The sequence below is a fragment of the Bacillus sp. LR_5 genome, assembly GCF_042709275.1.
In genome coordinates, this window is the sequence record NZ_JAVAXX010000085.1 from 1 (window position 1) to 22,234 (window position 22,234).

The following is a 22,234-nucleotide window of genomic DNA, read 5'->3' on the forward strand; positions in this document are numbered from 1 at the left end:
TGTGTTCTCGTCGAGCTGACAAAAGTTATTATATACAGGTTACACCCTCTTTGTAAAGAGAAAAATTAAATTTTTTATTTTCAAACTTTTTAACGCCTTTTTTAACTGAAAAAGCCTCCCAACATTGATCATTTCTTTTACGATAGAGACAAGCGAATCAAGAGAGGAGAAACCAATATGATACTAGTCAGCTCTTGCCTTGGCGGCATCGAATGCAGATATAACGGCTCTCACGCCGCATCAGAGAAAATCAGAAAACTCATCGATGAAAATGAAGCAGTCATGGCTTGTCCTGAGCTTCTCGGCGGCTTTTCAACTCCTCGTGAACCTGCAGAAATCATCGGAGGCACCGGCGAGGATGTTCTCAATGGAACCGCAAAAATCGTGACAGCTTCAGGAGAAGATGTAACAGAATTATATATGGAAGGCGCCGCTAAAACATTAGCTTACGCAAAAGAAATCAATGCCTCTGCCGTCATATTAAAAGAAAACAGTCCGTCGTGCGGAAGCAGTTTTATCTATAACGGCACTTTCTCCGGCCAAAAAATCGCCGGCAGCGGAGTGACCGCCGCACTGTTAAAACGAGCGGGCTACCATGTCATTTCGGAAAACCAGTTAGACGACATATTGTAAGGAGGGCAACCACATGACTCAAGACATTTCTTTATCCTTCTATAAGCCTGAACATTTGCCGGAGCTCCAATCATTTACGCTAAAAAACGATGACAAACGCTTTACCTCTCTCCCCAAAGAGGTGCTGACTCAGGCCCTGAGCATACGGGACCGGTATCCGGTTGTCATCTTAAAAGACGATTTGCCTGTCGGTTTTTTCATTTTACATACATCAAAAGAAACGCTTGCTCCGTATTCTAACAATCCATTCGCTTTACTGCTCAGCTCCCTGTCCTTACACGCAGTGCATCACGGAAAAGGCTATGCAAAAAAAGCAATGCTTCAGCTTCCCTCTTTTGTGAGCGGTTATTTTCCATGGTGCGATGAAATTATTTTGGCCGTCAATCATCTCAACACACGCGCAAAGCACCTTTATATGAAAAGCGGGTTCCTTGATAAAGGACGGCGAAGAATCGGACCGCTTGGAGAGCAGCTGATCCTTCATTACTTCTTATAGTCTTGGGTGAAATAAAATTTCAACAATTTTAAAACATAGTTGAAATATCATAACAGAAATGAATATACTGAATATTGAGATATATTATTTTTAAACAGGGGGCCTCCTCATGTCAAAATCATTAAACCTTCACCGTCTTACAACGGAATCACGCAATAGCCAAACAGCTGAAATCCACAAAGCAAACACACTCGGCATCCTCAAAATGATCAACAACGAAGATTTGAAAGTCGCAGCCGCCGTTCAGCAGGTTCTCCCCGATATCAAAACAGCTGTAGACTGCGCCTACGACTCGTTTCAAAATGGAGGCCGGCTTATATACACAGGCGCCGGTACAAGCGGCAGACTCGGTGTCATGGATGCTGTAGAATGTCCTCCCACCTACAGCGTAAGCCCAGATCAGGTTATCGGAATCATGGCTGGCGGATCTAAAGCATTTTTGCAGGCAGCAGAGGGCATTGAAGACAGTGAAAAAGCAGGAGCCGAAGATTTAAAAAACATACAACTCACTTCAAACGACACCGTCATTGCCATCGCAGCAAGCGGCCGTACACCTTATGCCGCAGGCGCCCTAACATACGCCCGTAAAGTCGGAGCCCACACCATCGCCCTTACATGTAATGAAAATTCCGCCATCAGCAAGGAGGCGGATCACAGCATCGAGGTTGTCGTCGGACCTGAGGCCATTACAGGATCAACACGTATGAAAGCCGCAACTGCTCATAAAATGATTCTAAACATGATATCCACGGCAGTCATGGTCAAAATCGGCAAGGTTTACGAAAACTTGATGGTAGACGTCAATGTCAGCAACAAAAAACTAAAAGAACGGGCCATCAGCATCATCCAAAGCCTCACAAACGCTTCATACGACACAGCCAGACACACTCTGGAACAAGCCAATCATCACGTCAAAACAGCAATCGTCATGCTCAAAACAAGCACAGATCAGGAACAAGCTAAAACATTGCTTGATGAAACAAACGGTTTTATAGACAAAGCAATCGAAAATTACCATTCAAGATAAGGAGAGACCAAGAATGGCAACAGGCGGTTTAGCGATCATCCAATCAATGAAGCACAAGCTCCCTCCATCCGAGCGTAAACTTGCAGATTACATCCTAACTCATCCCCACAAAGCTATAGAAAGCACTGTCAGTGAAATCAGTGCCTTAGCCAATTCAAGTGACGCTGCCGTCATCAGGCTCTGCAAATCACTCGGACTAAAGGGATTTCAAGATTTAAAAATGAGAGTGGCAGGCGATCTGGCAAAGCCAGCTGTACAAGGCTATCGGGACATTGCGCCTCACGAACCGCTGTCCTCCATTTCTGAAAAAGCGGCCGGCAATGCCATTCAAGCCATTCAGGATACTTCAGACCTGATGGACTACAAAGAGCTTGAACGAGCGGTTTCTCTGCTTCTCAAAGCTCAAACCGTGCATTTTATCGGGGTCGGGGCTTCCGGCATTGTCGCCAAGGACGCCCAGCAAAAGTGGCTTCGCATTCATAAACAAGCAACCGCGTTCACAGACACTCATCTTGTGGCATCATTAATCGCAAATGCAGATAAGGATGACATCGTATTCGCTATTTCGTTTTCGGGAGAGACGCAGGAAATCATTGAACTGCTCACGATGGCTAAGGAAAAAGGCATCACAACGATCAGTCTGACACAATTCAGCCAGACATCCGTCTCCGCGCTGGCTGATGTCCCGTTGTACACAGCGCACTCCAACGAAGCCCTGATTCGAAGTGCAGCCACTTCCTCCCGCCTCGCCCAGCTTTTTATGATTGATGTTTTGTTTTTAGGCATGGCGGCTGAGCAGTATGAAGAAACAACCGGCTATATCGATAAAACGAGAGCAGCCATACAATCTATGAGAAAAAAATAAGGCATCTGGAAGAGGAGGGGTTTTGATGAGCAAAGAAAATAACTACGATCATCTCGCAAAGAAAATCCTTGAACTATGCGGAGGAAAATCCAATATTTCCTCGTATACGCATTGCATGACACGCCTGCGTATTACGCCTTACGATGAAAGCAAAGCAGATGCTCAGGCTTTAAGAGAGCTTGACGGCGTATTGGGGGTCGTCGAAGCTGAAACCATACAAATCATCCTCGGCACAGGAGTCGTCAACCATGTCACAGCCGCTTTCTCAAAGCTCGTGTCAGCAGAAGAAGGTGTCGACGTCAAAGAAGCTGCGGCCAAAAAGAAAGCCGACATAAACCGAAAAAACGCCACTCCTTTTAAACTTTTCTTACGTAAAATTGCCAGCATCTTTATCCCTCTTATTCCCGCACTCGTCGCTTCCGGTTTAATCACTGGGATTACCAAAGCAATCATTCAAGCCGGCTGGCTCTCTGCAGAATCACAAACCGCTATTATCCTGACAGTCATCGGATCAGGATTGTTCACTTATCTCGGCATTCTCGTCGGCATTAATGCATCGAAAGAATTTGGCGGGACACCCGCTCTTGGAGCTCTGGCGGGGATCTTGATTATGAATCCGGAGATCGCAAAGATCAGTTTATTCGGAGAACAGCTTCTTCCGGGCAGGGGAGGTTTGATCGGAGTTCTTTTCGCAGCCATATTCATTGCTTACACCGAACAATTTATCCGCCGTTTTATTCCTCAATCACTTGATATCATTGTCACCCCAACCGTTTCACTGTTAATCACCGGAATCGTAACGTATGTCATATTTATGCCTTTAGGCGGCTTCATTTCTGATGCTATTACATCCGGCCTTCTGTCCATCTTGGACATCGGCGGCATCGCTGCAGGCTTTATTCTGGGCGCTACCTTCCTACCTCTCGTCGTGACCGGACTGCATCAAGGCTTGACGCCTGTGCACATGGAACTGATCAATTCAATCGGCAATGATCCTCTGCTTCCTATTTTGGCTATGGGAGGCGCGGGACAGGTAGGCGCCGCCTTTGCCATCTTTGTGAAAACAAAAAAATCAACATTGAGGAAAGCAATCGCCGGTGGGCTTCCGTCGGGGCTTCTCGGTATTGGTGAACCGCTTATTTTCGGAGTCACGCTGCCACTTGGCCGTCCGTTTTTAACAGCGTGCTTAGGTGCTGGAATCGGCGGCGCCTTTCAAGCTTATTTTCAGGTAGCCACCATTGCCATTGGTGTTTCCGGGCTGCCGCTTTCCTTTCTCGTCCTGTCTTCGCAAATCATCCTATATATTATCGGACTCTTTATTTCCTATGCGGCCGGCTTTTTATTGACCTATGCATTCGGATATAAAGAAGAAATGGCTTCCCAGTTCGATTAAATGGTTTCTGTTTCTGGGATAGTAAACGGATAGAAGCACGGAAAGGAGCAAGCCAGTGAAAACAAAGATACTGTTCTTATTCAGTGCCATTTTCACCCTATCTATATTGACGCCAAACGAAACCTTCGCGCAAACAGCAGACAACTTGGTTGAGCCGAAAAACATAAATGCAGAAACTGCACAATTCTCGTCGAAGAAACTAAGGAAGGTTGATCAGATGATAGAACGGGATATTGCAGCAGGATTTCCAGGCGCCGTTCTTGTCGTCGTGAAGGATGGCCGCATCATAAAAAAAGAAGCATACGGCTACAGTAAAAAGTACGAAGGATCAGAACTGCTGAGCCGTCCGGCCAAAATGAAAACCCGCACGATGTTTGACTTGGCCTCAAATACAAAAATGTACGCAACTAATTTTGCATTGCAGCGCTTAGTCAGCCAAGGAAAACTCGATGTCCGTGAAAAGGTTTCTGCATATTTGCCAGATTTCAAGGATCAGCCGGGAGACCTTATTAAAGGAAAAGACAAGATTCGAGTCATTGATGTCCTCCAGCACCAATCAGGACTCCCCTCAAGCTTTTACTTTTACACGCCGGAAAAAGCCGGGATGTACTATTCTCAGGAGCGGGACAAAACGATTGAATATTTGACGAAAATTCCGCTCGATTATCAAACAGGAACAAAACACGTATACAGTGACATTGGATATATGCTCCTCGGCTGTATTGTCGAAAAACTCACCGGCAAACCGCTTGATGTCTACGCAGAGCACGAGCTCTACAAGCCGTTGAAGCTGAAGCATACCTTGTACAATCCGCTGCAAAAAGGCTTTAAACCAAAGCAGTTCGCAGCTACTGAACGTATGGGCAATACACGGGACGGCGTTATTCATTTCCCTAACATCCGTACAAACACGCTGCAAGGAGAAGTGCATGACGAAAAAGCGTTTTACTCAATGGATGGCGTGTCTGGCCATGCCGGATTGTTCTCAAATGCAGATGATATGGCCATTCTGCTGCAGGTCATGTTAAACAAAGGATCATACCGAAACGTTTCTTTATTTGATCAGAAAACAACCGACCTATTTACAGCACCTTCAGCAACAGATCCGACATTCGCTCTTGGCTGGCGTCGAAACGGAAGTAAAAGCATGGAATGGATGTTTGGCCCTTATGCCAGCGAAAATGCTTACGGACATACCGGCTGGACAGGGACAGTTACTATCATTGATCCAACATACAATTTAGGCATTGCCTTATTAACAAACAAAAAGCATTCACCAGTTGCTGATCCAGAGGAAAATCCAAATGTGTTTGAGGGGGATCAATTTCCAACAGGCAGTTATGGGAGCGTCATTACTGCGATCTATGAAGCGATGGAATGAATGATTCGACGATAGGAGGAAGTTTATATGAAACCTGTATTTCCGCTTATCCTTTCAGCCGTTCTCTTTCTTTCATGTTTTTTTGGCACCAGTCAAACAAAAGCCGCTTCATCCAGCGGCTCAGCCGACGCCAAGCAGATTGTCAATCGCATGACGTTAGATGAAAAACTCGGCCAGATGCTGATGCCAGATTTCAGAAATTGGCAAAAGGAAGGCGAGTCCTCTCCGCAAGCCCTTACAGAAATGAATGAGGAAGTCGCCGGCCTTATCAAGAAGTATCAATTCGGCGGCGTCATCCTTTTTGCAGAAAATGTAAAAACAACGAGGCAAACTGTACAGCTGACAGACGCTTACCAAAAGGCGAGCCCTAAAATCCCGCTCATGCTGAGTATTGATCAGGAAGGCGGCATCGTAACGAGATTAGGGGAGGGCACTAATTTCCCAGGGAATATGGCGCTAGGCGCAGCCAGAAGCAGAATCAATGCCTATCAGACCGGCACCCTTATTGGAAAGGAGCTCTCTGCCTTAGGCATTAATACAGATTTTAGCCCTGTAATGGACATTAATAATAATCCTGATAATCCGGTAATCGGCGTACGGTCATTCAGCTCTAATCGAGAACTGACAGCACGACTTGGTTTATATACGATGAAGGGTTTGCAGCGGCAAGATATCGCCTCTGCCCTCAAACATTTCCCGGGACATGGAGACACTGACGTTGACAGCCATTACGGATTGCCGCTTGTTTCCCATAGCCAAGAACGGCTTCGTGAGGTCGAGCTCTATCCTTTTCAAAGAGCAATCGATGACGGTGCTGATATGGTGATGACAGCACACGTTCAATTTCCTGCCTTTGACGACACCACATACAAAAGCAAACTCGATGGATCGGACATTCTGGTGCCGGCTACACTCTCGAAAAAAGTGATGACAGGTCTTCTTCGTCAGGAAATGGGCTTTAATGGCGTCATCATTACTGATGCTCTCAATATGAAAGCAATCGCAGATCATTTCGGCCAGGAAGAGGCTGTAGTCATGGCTATAAAAGCCGGTGTCGATATTGCATTAATGCCTGCCTCAGTTACTTCTCTGAAAGAAGAACAGAAATACGCACGTGTTATTCAAGCTTTAAAAGAAGCAGTGAAAAACGGAGACATTCCTGAACATCAAATCAACAAATCGGTTGAAAGAATCATTTCCCTGAAAATAAAACGCGGTATGTATCCAGATCGAAACGACGACAGCATAAAAGAAAAAATAGACAAAGCCCAGAAAATCGTAGGAAGCAAGCGTCACCTGAAAGCGGAGAAAAAAATAGCTGAAAAAGCAGTGACGGTATTAAAAAATGAACAGCACACCTTGCCGTTCAAGCCTAAAAAAGACAGCCGAATCTTAATTGTCGCGCCCTACGAAGAACAAACTGCTTCAATTGAACAAACCATTCGCGATCTCGTCAAGCGAAAGAAAATCAAACCCGTGTCCCTCAGCAAAATGAATTTTGCCAACCAAGTATTTAATGCTGAGCATGAAAAACAAGTAAAAGAGGCTGATTATATCATTACCGGCTCCTATGTCGTGAAAAATGACCCTGTCGTCAACGACGGTGTCATCGACGATACCATATCAGATTCAAGCAAGTGGGCCACCGTATTTCCGAGAACTGTGATGAAAGCCGCACTGCAGCACAACAAACCATTTGTCTTAATGAGCCTTCGCAACCCATATGATGCCGCCAATTTTGAAGAAGCTAAGGCACTCATTGCTGTCTATGGCTTTAAAGGATACGCGAATGGCCGTTATCTACAACCAAATATTCCCGCCGGAGTTATGGCGATATTCGGCCAGGCAAAACCCAAAGGCACACTTCCAGTTGACATTCCGTCAGTCACGAAACCGGGAGACATCCTTTATCCATATGGCTACGGATTAAATATCAAAACGGGAAAACCGCTCTAATAAGGAGGGACACATGAGAAAAACAATATTCACTTTTCTCACAGGGCTCATGATGATTGGAACGATAACAGCTGCCTCAGCATCACCCGATTCTAAAAATCAAACGGCTAAAAAACCTAAAGTCCAGACCGGCATAGACACGCTTTTCCCGGATTATAAAAAACAGCTCAAGGGAAAACGAATCGGATTGATCACCAATCCAACCGGCGTAAACGCATCTCTGAAAAGCAGTGTCGATATTCTTTACGAGAACCCTGATATCAAGCTAACAGCTTTATTCGGTCCTGAGCACGGCGTCCGCGGCGATGCCCAGGCGGGAGACGAAGTCGGCTCTTACATTGATGAAAAAACCGGGATTCCCGTATATAGCCTATACGGAAAAACGAAGAAACCGACTCCAGAGATGCTGAAAAATGTCGATGTTCTTATGTTTGACATTCAGGATGTCGGGACCCGTTACTACACGTACATTTATACAATGGCATACGCAATGGAAGCCGCTAAAGAAAACGGCATTCCTTTTATGGTGCTGGACCGCCCGAATCCTCAAGGCGGGAGTCATATTGAAGGACCAGTCTTAGAACCTGAATACGCCTCATTTGTCGGACTGTATCCCATTCCGTTAAAGCATGGAATGACCATAGGCGAATTGGCTTTACTGTTCAACAAGCAATTTGACATCGATGCCGATCTGACAGTGGTGAAAATGAAACACTGGAAACGAAAAATGGATTTTAACGATACCCGACTGCCTTTCGTCCTCCCTTCACCTAACATGCCGACGGTGGAGAGCACATTTGTTTATCCTGCAACCGGACTGATTGAAGGAACAAATCTATCCGAAGGGCGAGGTACAACAAAGCCATTCGAATTGATTGGGGCTCCCTTTATCAAAAGTACAGAGCTTGAAGAAACATTAAACAGCCTCAATCTGCCGGGCGTGACATTCAGGGCAGCTTCCTTTACGCCGACATTTTCTAAACATCAAGGAACGCTTTGCCACGGTGTGCAGCTCTATGTGACAGACAGAGAAAAGTTTGAAACGGTTAAAACAGGACTGTCACTCATTAAAACAATACACGACCTCTATCCTGAACATTTTGAGTTCCTATCAACAGGTTCATTTGATAAACTGGCAGGCAATGGCTGGATCAGGACAAAAATAGAAAACGGTGCATCTATTGAAGACATCATAGATAGCTATGAAAAACCACTCCAACAATTCAGCAAAACAAGAAAGAAATATCTTATCTATTAAGACGTAAGCATCGTATGTTACACGTGTAACATTTTCTTACCGAACAAAAGACCCTTACTTTTCTACCTGAGTAAGGGTTTTTTTCATGACAAAAACCCACCCGCTTTATATAGGAAAACTTTCATTTATTTGGTACAATTTTATTGAAAATGATTATCAATTGAATGTTTCTGAAAAGGTGGTCTACTCTTGCAACATACAGTGATTTATCATCCCATACAAATTGAATATCTAAAAAAATCAAGTGATCTCTTCTCAGAGCAGCAATTAGCCGATTCATTCGTGCTGATCTTTCATTTAAAAGGAAACGGCCATATTTCAATCGGAACAAACATCAGCCCTCTGCAAAAAAAGACGCTTTATGTTTGTCCGCCTAACGAGACCTTTGGCTTTACGCCTGCAGCCGAAGGTCATATAGATGCCTGTCTGATCAGGCTTCAAAGCTATGTCAAGGAAACCGGGCAAGATATCTTAACACCTTGTACAGAAACGGAATTAGCCAAACTGAAGCTTGTGAATATTTCACATATAGAAAACCTTGCAGTCCGGCTTCAAGAGCTTGCAGTGCTATGGAATGAATCGTCTCAGCTTTCTCAGCTAAAATGTGTGATTGAAGTACAAAGCCTGATTTATGACCTCTTTACTGCCAGTTTATCTGAACAGACGGATACACATTCAGCAATCGAAAAAACAAAACAATACATCGAAACCCATGCCGATACAAAAATTACACTTGCTCAGCTGTCGCAAATGGCAGGAATCAGCGCTAAACACTACAGCGAAAGTTTTAAAAAATGGACAGGTCAGAGCGTAACAGAGTTCATCACAAAAACGCGAATCACCCGAGCAAAACGGCTCATGGCAAGATCAAACTGCAAATTGAAGGAAATTGCCCACCAAACAGGATATCAAGATGAATTTTATTTCAGCAGAATCTTTAAAAAGCATACAGGCTGTTCACCTACAAGCTATATGAAAAAACGCCGAAAAAAAATTGCTGCATACGGAAGGGGCACAATGGGCCATCTCATCCCTCTGAATCACATACCGTTTGCGGCCGCGCTGCATCCAAAATGGACGTCCTACTACTATCAGCATTATTCGACAGATATACCCGTCCAGCTCAGCGCATACCGGTTTAATGAAAAGTGGGAAGAAAACCTGAACACGTTATCTCAGACTGAACCAGATGTGATTTTCAGCATGGATTCTATTTCTCCAGAAGAACAAAATTGCCTGAATCGCATCGCAGAAGTCATTTACCTTCCTTCAGAAGAAAGCTGGAGAACTCACTTTCTGCAAACTGCCTCATTCTTAAAGGAAGAGTCTGAAGCAGAAAAGTGGCTCACAGCTTATGACCAGCAGGCGGCGGCCGCCAAAAAAACACTTCAGCACACCCAAGAGCGGCGTTTTCTCTTTCTGAGGCTGCATAAGCAAAACTTCTATCTGGCACATACTCGAAGCGTCCAAGAAGTCTTCTTCGGAGATTTAGGATTTTGTTCGGCAAAAACGGAAGACACGTCTTCAGATCAAGCCATTTCGTTAGAAAATATCGCAAATTACCAAGCTGACTGCATAATGCTTTTTCTATTTAAAGAGCCTGAAACCATTGCTTATTACCAGCAATTGCTACAGACAGAGGCGTGGCAAAACCTAAGCGCGGTACGGAATAACCGTGTTTATCTTCTATCCCTTGACCCTTGGAATGAATACTCAGCTTGCGGGCACGAACGGATCGTTCAGCAAACCATTTCTTTACTATCCGGTGATTGTCCATGATAAATTTGGAATTTGTCCATGGTGTTATATCTGTTCATTCTCTATAATTCCAATTGATAATAGTTATCAATTGAACAGGAGGCTCTATAGATGAAAAAGATATCTCTTACCTTATTAATCTTGCTTCTTGCGCTGACGGCGGCAGCTTGCGGCAGCAAAAATGATTCGACTGCCAGCAAGGCAAGCGGCACAGCGTCTGAGAAGAAGAAAATTGAATACCTGGATAAAACATATGAAGTAACTGTACCGACAGACAAAATTGCCATTACGGGAAGCGTAGAATCAATGGAAGACGCGAAACTGCTTGACGTTCATCCGCAAGGCGCGATTTCATTCTCCGGCAAATTCCCTGATATGTTCAAAGACATCACTGATAAAGCCGAAGCAACCGGAGAAAAAATGGAGCCAAACATTGAAAAGATTCTTGAAATGAAGCCAGATGTAATCCTTGCTTCAACAAAGTTTCCGGAAAAAACGCTGCAAAAAATCAGCACAGCCGGCACGACAATCCCAGTTTCTCATATCTCTTCATACTGGAAGGAAAACATGATGCTGCTTGCCCAGCTGACTGGAAAAGAGAAAAAGGCGAAAAAAATCATTGCAGACTATGAACAGGATCTAAAAGAAACAAAAACAAAAATCAACGAAAAAGCAAAAGATTCAAAAGCGCTTGTCATCAGAATCAGACAAGGCAACATTTACATTTACCCTGAACAGGTGTACTTCAACTCCACACTATATGGTGATTTAGGCCTTAAAGCGCCGGACGAAGTAAAAGCTGCAAAAGCTCAAGAGCTGATTTCATTAGAAAAATTGAGTGAAATGAATCCGGACCATATCTTCGTCCAATTTTCTGATGATGAAAATGCAGACAAACCTGATGCCTTAAAAGATTTAGAGAAAAATCCAATCTGGAAAAGCCTTAAAGCAGTCAAGGAAGATCATGTTTACGTCAACTCAGTGGATCCTCTCGCACAAGGCGGCACAGCTTGGAGCAAAGTCCGCTTCCTGAAAGCGGCTACTGAAAAATTGACACAAAACTAATTCAGAGTAGGTTTTTGTATGTATTCAAAACAGTGGACACGTATCATATTGATTACTTCTCCATTTGCTATTGCACTGTCGCTGCTGCTTTCGATCCTATATGGCGCAAAGCATCTAAGCACAGATATTGTTTTTACATCTCTTATTCATTTTGATCCGGGAAATACAGACCATCAAATTATATGGCATTCCCGGATTCCAAGGGCTGCCGGCGCTCTGCTCATAGGGGCAGCCCTTGCTGTTTCTGGAGCGCTTATGCAAGGCATTACGCGCAATTATTTAGCTTCGCCCTCCATTATGGGCGTTTCGGATGGTTCCGCGTTTATCATCACGCTTTGTATGGTTCTGCTCCCGCAATCGTCTTCGTTTGAAATGATCATTTACTCTTTTATCGGCTCAGCATTAGGAGCTGTGTTAGTATTCAGCCTTGCCGCCATGATGCCTAACGGGTTTTCCCCCGTACAGCTTGCCATCATCGGCACAGTCACAAGCATGCTGCTCAGCAGTTTATCAGCGGCCATGTCGATATATTTTCAAATTTCACAGGATCTCAGTTTCTGGTACAGCGCCAGACTTCACCAAATGAGTCCGGATTTCCTGAAGCTAGCCGCTCCGTTTTTCCTAATTGGCATTGTAATGGCCATTTCTCTCAGCAAAAAGGTGACCGCTGTATCATTAGGCGACGACATTTCTAAAAGTCTGGGGCAAAAGAAAAAGACCATTAAAATCATGGCGATGTTTTCAGTCATTATTTTAACTGGCAGTGCAGTAGCGCTGGCCGGAAAAATTGCGTTTGTCGGATTGGTTGTTCCGCATATCACGCGATTTCTCGTCGGCTCTGATTACAGCAGGCTGATTCCGTGTTCCTGCATCTTGGGCGGAGTCTTTTTAACCCTATGTGATCTGGCAAGCAGATTTATCAATTACCCGTTTGAAACACCGATTGAAGTCGTGACATCCATTATCGGCGTGCCTTTCTTCCTTTATTTGATTAAACGAAAAGGAGGGGAGCAAAATGGCTAAAAAATATGCCGTGTTCATCGCTTTGATTCTCGTTGTCAGCTATTTCAGCTTAACGAGCGGATCATTTTCTGTTCGTCCGGCTGAGCTGCTCTCCACTCTTTTTCAGATTGATCCGAATCCGCAGTATGAAATTTTGCTGTTCGATTTAAGACTGCCGCGGGTTGTCATGGCAGCTATTATCGGACTCGGACTTGGCATTGCAGGCGCCGTCATCCAAGCCATCACACGTAACGGACTTGCAGACCCGGGAATTCTCGGAATTAACGCAGGAGCGGGAGCCGGGATTGTCGCGTTTATGCTATTGTTCCAAGGCCAGAAAGAAGTAACATCCATAGCTGCGGCGATGGGAATGCCGATCTTCGGATTGATAGGCGGACTGATTGCGGCGATCCTGATATACATATTTGCATGGCACAGAGGCAATTTAGATTCAGGAAGAATTATTCTGGTAGGAATCGCAATCAATTCAGGATTCAGCGCCCTGTCTTTGTTTTTATCATTAAAAATGGACCCGCAAGACTATCAAATGGCCATGGTGTGGAAAAACGGAAGCATCTGGTCTGCCAACTGGACGTATATCACAGCCGTTCTCCCATGGATGCTGCTGTTTATACCCATTCTTATCGCAAAATCCCGCTTGCTCGACACCATTCGTTTTGATGAAGATACAGTCAGAAGCCTGGGTATTTCATCAAATAAAGAAAAAACCATCCTGCTCGTCGCTTGCGTAGCAATCATCAGCGCATGTGTCTCCGTAGCAGGCAGCATGGCGTTTGTCGGCTTAATCGCTCCCCATATTTCACGGAGACTGGCTGGTGTCGAACACCGTGACATCCTGCCACTGAGCGGTTTAATCGGCATGCTGCTTGTGATAAGCGCAGACTTTGCCGGAAAACTGTTTTTCCAGCCCGCGGAAGTGCCCGCAGGCATCATATTAGCGATCCTCGGTGTTCCTTATTTCTTATATCTGCTTTTCAAGCAAAAAAAGGGGGAGAATGCTTGAACGGATCTCTTTCAGAGCATAAAGCCGGCAAAAGGAAGTTCACGCTGTACCTCCCTCCTTCCTACAGCCCAGACAGCAGGAGATTTCCTGCTGTTTACGTGCAAGATGGCAGTTCTTTGTTTCACGGCCAAATCGAATTATTAGAAAGCACATTCCAACAGCGAAGGCTCCCTGAGCTCGTACTGATTGGTATAGAATCCGAAAACCGGCTGGATGAATACACCCCTTGGCCGGCTGCATCACTCAGTGATCGGTTCCCGGACTTCGGAGGCATAGGATATGACTATCTGTCTGACATAACAAACCGGTTCATTCCGTTTATCGAAGAAAATTGGAACGTCACCAGGGAACCGCAATTAAGAGGAATGATAGGTGCCTCATTAGGCGGCCTCATTTCATTGTTTTCCTTATTAAAGTATCCGTCTGTTTTTGGAAAAATAGGCTCTATCTCAGGCTCCTACTGGTATGAGAACGCACTGGAAACCATTCATTTATCTTCTTTAGAGCCCAGCACTGCATGTGTTTTTATGTCTGTCGGCAGTGAAGAAGGCCGTGAAAAACAATCCATTCAGCGACATATGCTGCAGAATACAAAGCAAGTGCATCAAAGCTTAAAAGAAAAAGGCTTCACTGAAGATCAGCTATGTCTTTCAATTGAAAAAGGGGCGGTGCACCACCGCAAGTACTTCTGCCAACAGTTCATCATCGCGCTCGAATGGCTATACGGAAAAAACCGCTCATAGAATTGAGCGGTTTTTTCATGCTTTCTGCAATACAGGTTTCAACTCAAAACGATTCAGCATATAGCCAAACAAAGCAGCCAGTATCTGCTGAAACAGCATGCCGATCACTACCGGAACGGCAACCTGAGACGGAAAGAACGTAACGGCAAGAACTGCGCCGGCACTGATATTTCTCATGCCTCCTGTAAAAATAAGAGATACAATTTCCTCCTGGCGCCTTTTCATCATTTTTCCGATCAGCCAAGCAGCGGCATAGCCTGTTAACGCGATAAAGAAAACCGTCGCCGCTATTCCTACGAACCTCAAATCAACGGCTTTGAAATAAGGAGCAATCGCAGAACTGTTAATCGCAATCACTGCCATCAGGCAAAGCTTTGAAAAAGGTGACAGCGCACTACTCACAGATGCGGTTCTTTCTGGAGATGACATCTGGTTAAACAGCATACCTAGGAAAGACGGAATCACAACCATCACAATCAGCCCCTTCATCATCCCCCACACGTCCATATGAACCTGAGCGCCGGCGAGCAATGAAAGGCTCAGCGGAACGATCAACGGCGACAGCACCGTATCAACTAAAATAATCGAAAGCGTCAAACCCACATTCCCTTTGTACATCGCTGCCCAAATCAAGCTTGTAATCCCAGTAGGAATCACAACAGCCAATGTTAAGCCAGTGATAGTCAAAGGATCGCCTTTAAAGATAAGGTGGCCGCTGCCCCAAGCAAAAAGCGGCATAAAAATATGAAGAACAAATAATGCAAGAATCATAGGGAGAGGATGAGACAATGCATGTCTCAAAGATTGAAAGTTAGCGCTCAAACTGCCTGCAAACGTAATAAAAGCAAAGATCCAAGGCACAGCGCTTTCATATCCATTTAAAAACTGAGACAGCAGCACACCCAGCACCACACTAGTTGGCGTTAAAAGCGGCATCACCCTCCCCAATATACGGTTCAGCTTCTGAAGCATCATATGCAAGTCCCCTATTTAAAAATTCTGTTCTCTCTATTATATCAATGCTGTTCAACCGTATGTTATATAAAAAAGCCCAGATCACGTTAATCTGGGCTTCTCTACTATGCCATCTGTTTCATAAGGGATTTACTCGCATTGTTTAAACCTTTTAATTCAGCTTCAATGCCCTGTTCTTTAAACTTCGCAACAATCTTATCAAGCGCTGCCGCTCCTGAATCATCCCATACGTGGGCCTCAGTTAAGTCAATCACGACTCGCTCAATATCCTCTTGATAAATAAATGCATTCATAAGATCAGTCACTGACGCAAAAAAGATTTGTCCCTTCACTTGATACGTTCTCAGCTTTTGATCCTCTGCATGAGAAACAATTTTCAGCTTAGAGATTTTTGCAACAAAGAACACGGCACTTAAGAGAACTCCGACGAATACGCCTTTAGATAAATCATCCGTTACAACAACCGTCATCACAGTCACAACCATGACAATCGAGTCTGTGAGCGGCGCTTTTTTGAGGCCTTTTAAAGAAGTCCAATCAAATGTGCCGACAGAAACCATAACCATAACAGCCACTAACGCAGCCATCGGAATCTTCACTACGACATGACTTAACACCGCAATTAAAAACATCAGAAAAGCACCGGCAACAAATGCTGACAAGCGTCCGCGTCCGCCCGCTTTTGTATTAATGACAGATTGTCCAATCATAGCGCAGCCAGCCATACCGCCAAAGAACCCAGTCACGATATTCGCAATTCCCTGCCCGCGGCTCTCTTTATTTTTGTCACTGTCTGTATCCGTCATTTCATCAATAATCTGTGCTGTCAGCAAAGATTCCAGCAATCCAACAAACGCTAAAGCAATCGAATAAGGAAAAATGATTTGCAGCGTTTCGAAGGTAAACGGAACATCAGGGATCAAGAAATGAGGCAATGAACTAGAGATATTGCCCATATCCCCGACCGTCCGCACATCCACATGGAAAGTGACCGCAATAATCGTCATCACAATAATCGCGACAAGCGGAGACGGAACCGCAGTCGTAAACCTCGGCAGCACATAAATAATAACCAACGACCCGGCAAGCATCGCATACATGCTCCAAGAAGCACCTTCAAACTGAGGAAGCTGCGCAGAGAAGATAAGGATCGCCAGCGCATTCACAAACCCGATCATCACAGAACGCGGGATGAATTTCATTAATCTCGCAATTTTACTGATACCTAAAATCACCTGAATAATTCCTGTCAAAATCGTAGCCGCAAATAAATACTGAAGCCCATGATCAGCAACCAGCGACACCATAACGACCGCCATTGAGCCAGTCGCAGCTGAAATCATGCCTGGTCTGCCGCCAAAAATAGAAATAATAATGGCTATACAAAATGACGCATAAAGACCGACCATCGGATCAACACCGGCTATAATAGAAAAGCCAATTGCTTCAGGTATTAATGCTAACGCAACTAAAATGCCAGCAAGAATGTCTTTTCGGATATTCCCGAACCATTGCTGCTTTAATGTAAAACTATTATTCAAATATAACGACTCCTTTTTAAAAAATAAATCCGCACCGTATCTGTTGTATTGGGAGCTATCTTTATTTTATGGGAGAATATGAAAAGGAAAACGATCGGAGAAAAAGGGGAAACGTTGAGTATATTGTATTGAGGCAAGGAGTTATTATACAAAGAGTATCATATTAAATTTTGATCAAATACGCAAGATGAATGTTGAAGAAAATAATGGCTCAAACTTAGTTTGAGCCATCGCTGCATTATATCATATCCGGATGAGAAACAAGAATCGTTTTAACTGCAGTAATATCTTTTCTCTCATTTGACATCGGATCTATGCCCATCAATTCCTGGATGGCAGCCTCATAGTTCTCAAGCGGGGCCTTCACCGTAATGAGTTCAGAAAGCTGAGGCATGTCCGCTGCACATGATACCGCATCCTCCATAATCTGGCGAGCCTCTCCGGTTCCAACGATCGTTACGCCATTAGAAAGCAGCTGAAAAGGCCTGATTTTCATCTCATACGTATCATCAAATCCCATGGGCACAAGCCTTCCGCCCTTGTCTATTAATGGATACGCCCAATCAAGCTGATTGCCGATCGCGTCAAAAATCACATCAAATTTTCTCCCTTGATTAATGCGTCTGACCTCGTCCACCGTTAAATCCTGCGGATGATAAACATAATCGGATATCAGGCCTGCCGCTTCAGTACGGTAATCACCAACCTCAGTCGCAACGGTCAGCCTTGATAGTTTTTTCACCATCATTTGAACAAGCAGCCCGATCGGCCCCGACCCTAACACCAATACAGAATCGTCAGGTTTTATTGCAGCCCGCTCTATCACATTTAATACACAGGAAAGCGGCTCAATTAAAGTGGCTCGTTCCCATTCCATATCGTCCGGGATTTTATACATAAAACGGTCCTCGCCTACGTAATAATCGGCAAAAGTGCCATGCGCCCCTAATCCCAGCTGCCAGTCTTCAAACGTCTCACAATAACAAGTTAAACCTTTCCGGCAATAATAACACTTCCCGCAAAACTGAGTCGGATCGATCACCACGCGATCACCAGGCTTAACGTTTTTAACCTCAGGCCCCGTTTCTGTCACTACTCCAACAGATTCGTGACCCAGGATCATATTGTGAGTCGCATGCATCTTTCCCTTTAGAACATTTAAATCCGTTCCGCAGATGCCTGTCCCGTATATTCTAACTTTCACATCGTTCATTTTTTTGATTTGAGGTTCTTCTACTTCTTGCAATTCAAGCCGATCATTAGGAGTCCAGACCAACGCTTTCATATGTCTCTTCCTTTCTGTCCCAGCGAATTTGATCCAGCAGTTTTTGATGCAACTCCTTCGTTGACGCAGCAATGCATGACTGCTGGTTATTGTAGCTAAGATCCGTCAGAAGTGTATCATCCAAGGACTTTCCATACGCATCAGTAATGACAACTCCTGCTTTTTTCGCCAAAAACACACTTGCGGCAATATCATAAGGAAACAGATGCAGAACCTGTCCATTCCCCACATCCTGAAAATCTTTCAGCAGTGCAGGATCATCCTTTAATAAACGATTACCGATATCCACATAGGCATCCATCTGCCCTGTAATAATTCGGGAGATAGAATAAGAAGCGCTATTGAAAACAAATACGCCGCCATTATTGGCTGACTGATCAATCAAATGACCGTACGCATTAATCATCAGGTGCGCGGGGTGCCCATTAAACTCAAGGCTCCAGAACATATGTTTAATGTCTCTTACTTTGCTTAGATTCGGCAGGGTGCCGCGATAGCCTTCATAATAGATTCCCTCAGAATAAACATCCGCGTACATATAGGCACCTGTTTTCAGCTCCAGCAGAAAAGCAAATTCAATATCCTTAATTTTTGCATCAGGCTTGTATCCTGCTAATGCGATAGAAATACAAGACATTTCAAGTCCCGCAGCTGCCGGACGGGTGCCATCAATCGGATCAACGATCAAAATATATTGAGGGTTGTCTCCAAATATCTTCAGACCGCCATCTTCAGTATAAAACGCGACTGACTCCTCTTTGCTTTTCACATATTCCAGTACAGCGTTCTCAGCAGCGGCATCAATGTTAAACTGTGCATCACCACCGGGGGAATATCCATTAACTAACCGGTTTTTCAGTGTTCCTTTCTGTCCCTTCACTTCTTCATAAACAAATTTTCCGAGCTCTATAATATATTCTTTCACTTGATATCCTCCAATAGCTTACGAAGTTTAAAACAAAGCACCTCAGCCTCACTTAGCGTAATCGTGAGAGGCGGACGGATTTTAAATACATTTCCGAATCCGTAACGGGAAGTCCGTAAAATTAATCCATAATCCATAGCCCGTTTGGCAATATAATTGGTCAGCTCTACATCAGGCTCATTATTCTCTTTTACAATTTCAACACCGATCATCAAACCTACTCCTCTGACGTCAGCAATAAATGTAAATTCTTTCTTCATATGCTCTAAGGAATCCATAATGTACTTCCCGACAATTGTTACATTTTCTAAGAAGCCCGGCCTCTGCATAATTTCGATTGTCTTACAAGCAGCTGCAGAAGCCATCACATTCGAGCCATAAGTAAATGAGTGATTGTGGCCGGCTAATCCCGTGTATTTTTCCTCTGTCAGGGTGGCTGCAACCTGGAATCCCGTGCCGCCCAACCCTTTCGCGACAGTCATCATATTCGGTTTCACATCAAAGTAATCAGCGGCAAACATCTTGCCTGTCCTGCCGAATCCAGTTTGAATTTCATCAAAAATAAGTGCGATATCATGCTCATCACAGAGCTTTCGTAATTGCTTAAAATACTCCTTAGGCGGAACGATATTTCCTCCGTTACCGGAGATCGGTTCAATAATCATCGCAGCAATTTTTCCGTTACTTGCATATTCGATAAAATCATTAATTCGTTCTACACAAAGCATTCCGCATGAATCTGGTTTCTGATTGTAAAAACAACGGTTGCAATAGGGGTCAGGCACCTGCAAGCCAAAAGAAAACTGAGGGGGGAACGGCTCTCTTCGAAATGAATTCCCGGATAACGCAGACATCATATACGTTTGGCCAAGATGGCTTCGGAATAAAGAAATGACATCTGTTTTTCCAGAATAATTCTGAGCCATTTTAATAGCTCCTTCATTTGCGGCAGAGCCACTGCTGACTTTAGGGTGAACTTTAGTGAGATTGTCGGGGGAGATTTCTACAAGTTTTTCAGCTAGTTTATTAACGGCATTGGTTTGGTAGGAAGAAGTGACGTGTATAAGCTGGTCCGCCTGTTCTTTGACTGTATCAATAACTTCCTTATTGGTATAACCCAAATTCAAGTTGAAAGTAGCAGAGGCACAATCAATATACTCATTGCCCTCTGAATCGTACAAATAGATGCCTTCACCTCTTTCCATGACAACGTCTTCTACTTTGTAATACAAACTGTCTGGATTCGTAATTTCTTTAGTCCCCACTAACAACACCCCTATTCAATAAAATATGTAAAACTCGTTAATCATCGTATAAATTCTAGAAATTAATGTCAACTAGATAAATAGTAAAATTTGTTAACTATTTGTTAACGTTTGCATTAGGGGTTTTTATTCAAACTTCGTATGTTATCATAGAAATAAATGGATTTAATGTAAAAAAACTAAATACAAACAACATAAATTGCTTATTTTTACTACCAGTCCTATCATGTAAATTCTAGAGGAGTACTATTTTTATCAAAGGAGATTAATGAATGAAAACTCGTTTACTGTGGATTGGATGTTTATCTTACGGATCGATCGCCTTTACTCTCGTTATACTTGGAGCTGTCCTGCCGGAATTGCTTTCCCATTACGCCCAAAGCTACAGTAACGGCGGAGTATTAGTATTTTCGCAATTTATGGGGTTTTTAATCGGTGTACTGGGGATGCCTTATGCTGTGAAGAGAATGGGACGAAGAAAAGTAGTTGTTATAGGATTAGCCATGATCAGCTGCGAGCTATTTATTTATTTCCTCCCTCCGTGGCCGTTGCTCTTTCTTCTTGTCAGTATGGCTGGACTTGGAGCCGGACTGGTTGAATCTTGTGTAGGAACAATTATCCTAACAGCAATTAAAGAAAAACAAGCAATCGCCATGAGTAAGATGGAAGTAGCATACGGTTTAGGAGCCCTTTTCATGCCATTGCTATCTGGTTTTTTAATCAGCAATAATGTATGGACATTAGCCTTCCTTGTTTTGGGACTAAGTTCATTTCTTTTGATGCTTGTTTGGGGCCGACTGAGTTTTGGCAGTTTAGACGATTTGCTCATCCGTCAAACAAACACTTCGGGCAATGGAAAACAACAAGCACCTATAAGCTTTCGAAAACATGGCTTACTGTTTATTTCTTTAGCAGCTGCTTACTTCTTTTTTTATGGAGGAAGTGAAGTATCAATTGTTCACTTTATCCCTTCCATCTTCGCGGAGAAGTGGGAGATCTCTAACTCCTTAGCAACAATAACGGTAACAATATATTGGATCGGTATGATCATTGGGCGTTTACTGACTGGGCCGGTTTCCGAAAAACTAACCTATCATCGTTATCTCAGGCTGATTAATATCGGCGGCCTCATCTCACTTTGTATTTTAGCAATCAGTAAAACAGTTTTTGCAGGGTTTGTTCTTTGTTTCTTCTTAGGATTATTTATGGCTGGCATGTTCGCCATTGCGTTAATTATCACCAATCAATTTTATCCTGGAAAAACAGAACAAACGACAAGCATGCTGCTCGCTGCCAATGGATTAGGTGGTTCTATCCTGCCAATCGCAGTCGGATGGAGTCTAGATGAGTTCCCCGTACAAACTGCATTTTGGTTATTTACGACTCTTATGTTGATCATGCTGGGGATTGTATTGGTATTAAAAATATTAGAGAACCTGAAAAGCAGGAAGCTCGATAAAATGGATGCCAAAGAAAGCAAATCAATACAGATATAAAACAAAAAACCCAGCTTAATGAGCTGGGTTTTACCTTTAAACCAGAATACAAAAAGGGCAGCTCATATGAGCTGCCCTTTTTTCAATTGCTTGGCGGCGTCCTACTCTCACAGGGGGAAACCCCCGACTACCATCGGCGCTGAAGA

Annotated in this window: 19 protein-coding genes; 14 read left to right on the forward strand and 5 right to left on the reverse strand. The window is 43.9% G+C overall.

All coding sequences use genetic code 11. From position 1 onward, the window contains the following. Window positions 1-177 precede the first annotated feature (177 nt). The 13 genes from RAC86_RS17685 (at window position 178) to RAC86_RS17745 (ending at window position 14,601) form a co-directional block, all read left to right on the forward strand. Window positions 178-633, forward strand: coding sequence for a 2-thiouracil desulfurase family protein (locus RAC86_RS17685; protein WP_014112446.1), 456 nt, complete (start codon window positions 178-180; stop codon window positions 631-633). A 13-nt stretch (window positions 634-646) separates the two neighbouring features. Then, entirely contained in the window at window positions 647-1,129 is a 483-nt protein-coding gene (locus RAC86_RS17690) for a GNAT family N-acetyltransferase (protein ID WP_003223640.1), read from the forward strand. Between the two features lie 109 nt (window positions 1,130-1,238). Continuing rightward, window positions 1,239-2,156 (forward strand): N-acetylmuramic acid 6-phosphate etherase, encoded by a 918-nt coding sequence (gene murQ, locus RAC86_RS17695; RefSeq protein ID WP_072565649.1) that lies wholly within the window; start codon window positions 1,239-1,241, stop codon window positions 2,154-2,156. A gap of 13 nt (window positions 2,157-2,169) precedes the next feature. After that, window positions 2,170-3,021: a MurR/RpiR family transcriptional regulator gene (locus RAC86_RS17700; protein WP_014112444.1), complete on the forward strand. Its 852-nt coding sequence runs from the start codon at window positions 2,170-2,172 to the stop codon at window positions 3,019-3,021. A gap of 25 nt (window positions 3,022-3,046) precedes the next feature. After that, on the forward strand, window positions 3,047-4,414 hold the full coding sequence (locus tag RAC86_RS17705; protein ID WP_061186950.1) for a PTS transporter subunit EIIC: 1,368 nt from the start codon (window positions 3,047-3,049) through the stop codon (window positions 4,412-4,414). Between the two features lie 55 nt (window positions 4,415-4,469). After that, complete coding sequence (gene amiE / locus RAC86_RS17710) at window positions 4,470-5,795, forward strand: N-acetylmuramoyl-L-alanine amidase (protein WP_072565648.1); 1,326 nt, start codon at window positions 4,470-4,472, stop codon at window positions 5,793-5,795. Window positions 5,796-5,822: 27 nt separating this feature from the next. Then, complete coding sequence (locus tag RAC86_RS17715; RefSeq protein WP_072565647.1) at window positions 5,823-7,751, forward strand: glycoside hydrolase family 3 protein; 1,929 nt, start codon at window positions 5,823-5,825, stop codon at window positions 7,749-7,751. A 13-nt stretch (window positions 7,752-7,764) separates the two neighbouring features. Further along, window positions 7,765-9,009: an exo-beta-N-acetylmuramidase NamZ family protein gene (locus RAC86_RS17720; RefSeq protein WP_061186947.1), complete on the forward strand. Its 1,245-nt coding sequence runs from the start codon at window positions 7,765-7,767 to the stop codon at window positions 9,007-9,009. Window positions 9,010-9,198: 189 nt separating this feature from the next. After that, window positions 9,199-10,788, forward strand: coding sequence for a bacillibactin transport transcriptional regulator Btr (btr, locus tag RAC86_RS17725; protein WP_072565646.1), 1,590 nt, complete (start codon window positions 9,199-9,201; stop codon window positions 10,786-10,788). 90 nt (window positions 10,789-10,878) lie between these two features. Continuing rightward, entirely contained in the window at window positions 10,879-11,832 is a 954-nt protein-coding gene (gene feuA / locus RAC86_RS17730; RefSeq protein ID WP_072565645.1) for an iron ABC transporter substrate-binding protein FeuA, read from the forward strand. An 18-nt stretch (window positions 11,833-11,850) separates the two neighbouring features. Continuing rightward, window positions 11,851-12,855 carry a FecCD family ABC transporter permease gene (locus RAC86_RS17735; protein ID WP_072565644.1) on the forward strand — a complete coding sequence of 335 codons (1,005 nt, stop codon included), beginning with the start codon at window positions 11,851-11,853 and terminating at the stop codon, window positions 12,853-12,855. Further along, complete coding sequence (feuC, locus tag RAC86_RS17740; protein ID WP_061186944.1) at window positions 12,848-13,858, forward strand: iron ABC transporter permease FeuC; 1,011 nt, start codon at window positions 12,848-12,850, stop codon at window positions 13,856-13,858. The genes RAC86_RS17735 and feuC overlap by 8 nt, the downstream gene beginning before the upstream one ends. Beyond that, window positions 13,855-14,601, forward strand: coding sequence for an alpha/beta hydrolase (locus RAC86_RS17745; protein ID WP_072565643.1), 747 nt, complete (start codon window positions 13,855-13,857; stop codon window positions 14,599-14,601). Before feuC ends, RAC86_RS17745 begins: the two co-directional genes overlap by 4 nt. Window positions 14,602-14,616: 15 nt before the next feature. Here RAC86_RS17745 and RAC86_RS17750 read toward each other — a convergent pair whose 3' ends face one another. The 5 genes from RAC86_RS17750 to RAC86_RS17770 all read right to left on the reverse strand — a co-directional run bounded on the left by RAC86_RS17750 (window position 14,617) and on the right by RAC86_RS17770 (window position 20,592). Beyond that, window positions 14,617-15,537 carry a bile acid:sodium symporter family protein gene (locus RAC86_RS17750; protein WP_072181801.1) on the reverse strand — a complete coding sequence of 307 codons (921 nt, stop codon included), beginning with the start codon at window positions 15,535-15,537 and terminating at the stop codon, window positions 14,617-14,619. Between the two features lie 143 nt (window positions 15,538-15,680). Continuing rightward, window positions 15,681-17,117, reverse strand: coding sequence for a SulP family inorganic anion transporter (locus RAC86_RS17755; protein WP_061186943.1), 1,437 nt, complete (start codon window positions 17,115-17,117; stop codon window positions 15,681-15,683). Between the two features lie 238 nt (window positions 17,118-17,355). After that, entirely contained in the window at window positions 17,356-18,402 is a 1,047-nt protein-coding gene (locus tag RAC86_RS17760) for a zinc-dependent alcohol dehydrogenase (protein ID WP_072565642.1), read from the reverse strand. After that, a complete protein-coding gene (locus RAC86_RS17765; RefSeq protein ID WP_014112430.1) occupies window positions 18,377-19,327 on the reverse strand; it encodes an inositol monophosphatase family protein in 951 nt (316 codons plus the stop codon). Before RAC86_RS17765 ends, RAC86_RS17760 begins: the two co-directional genes overlap by 26 nt. Continuing rightward, complete coding sequence (locus tag RAC86_RS17770) at window positions 19,324-20,592, reverse strand: aspartate aminotransferase family protein (RefSeq protein WP_061186941.1); 1,269 nt, start codon at window positions 20,590-20,592, stop codon at window positions 19,324-19,326. Before RAC86_RS17770 ends, RAC86_RS17765 begins: the two co-directional genes overlap by 4 nt. Window positions 20,593-20,864: 272 nt before the next feature. On the opposite strand from RAC86_RS17770, the gene RAC86_RS17775 reads away from it, so the two are divergent. Next, window positions 20,865-22,088, forward strand: coding sequence for an MFS transporter (locus tag RAC86_RS17775; RefSeq protein WP_072565641.1), 1,224 nt, complete (start codon window positions 20,865-20,867; stop codon window positions 22,086-22,088). Window positions 22,089-22,234: the final 146 nt, after the last annotated feature.

Bases quoted from the DNA above. Each gene is read 5' to 3' on its own strand.
- feuC (WP_061186944.1), top strand. From the start codon at position 12,848: ATGGCTAAAAAATATGCCGTGTTCATCGCTTTGATTCTCGTTGTCAGC.
- RAC86_RS17700 (WP_014112444.1), top strand. From the start codon at position 2,170: ATGGCAACAGGCGGTTTAGCGATCATCCAATCAATGAAGCACAAGCTC.
- feuA (WP_072565645.1), top strand. From the start codon at position 10,879: ATGAAAAAGATATCTCTTACCTTATTAATCTTGCTTCTTGCGCTGACG.
- RAC86_RS17705 (WP_061186950.1), top strand. From the start codon at position 3,047: ATGAGCAAAGAAAATAACTACGATCATCTCGCAAAGAAAATCCTTGAA.
- RAC86_RS17775 (WP_072565641.1), top strand. From the start codon at position 20,865: ATGAAAACTCGTTTACTGTGGATTGGATGTTTATCTTACGGATCGATC.
- RAC86_RS17720 (WP_061186947.1), top strand. From the start codon at position 7,765: ATGAGAAAAACAATATTCACTTTTCTCACAGGGCTCATGATGATTGGA.
- RAC86_RS17685 (WP_014112446.1), top strand. From the start codon at position 178: ATGATACTAGTCAGCTCTTGCCTTGGCGGCATCGAATGCAGATATAAC.
- murQ (WP_072565649.1), top strand. From the start codon at position 1,239: ATGTCAAAATCATTAAACCTTCACCGTCTTACAACGGAATCACGCAAT.
- RAC86_RS17760 (WP_072565642.1), bottom strand. From the start codon at position 18,402: ATGAAAGCGTTGGTCTGGACTCCTAATGATCGGCTTGAATTGCAAGAA.
- RAC86_RS17750 (WP_072181801.1), bottom strand. From the start codon at position 15,537: ATGCCGCTTTTAACGCCAACTAGTGTGGTGCTGGGTGTGCTGCTGTCT.
- RAC86_RS17735 (WP_072565644.1), top strand. From the start codon at position 11,851: ATGTATTCAAAACAGTGGACACGTATCATATTGATTACTTCTCCATTT.
- RAC86_RS17690 (WP_003223640.1), top strand. From the start codon at position 647: ATGACTCAAGACATTTCTTTATCCTTCTATAAGCCTGAACATTTGCCG.
- RAC86_RS17715 (WP_072565647.1), top strand. From the start codon at position 5,823: ATGAAACCTGTATTTCCGCTTATCCTTTCAGCCGTTCTCTTTCTTTCA.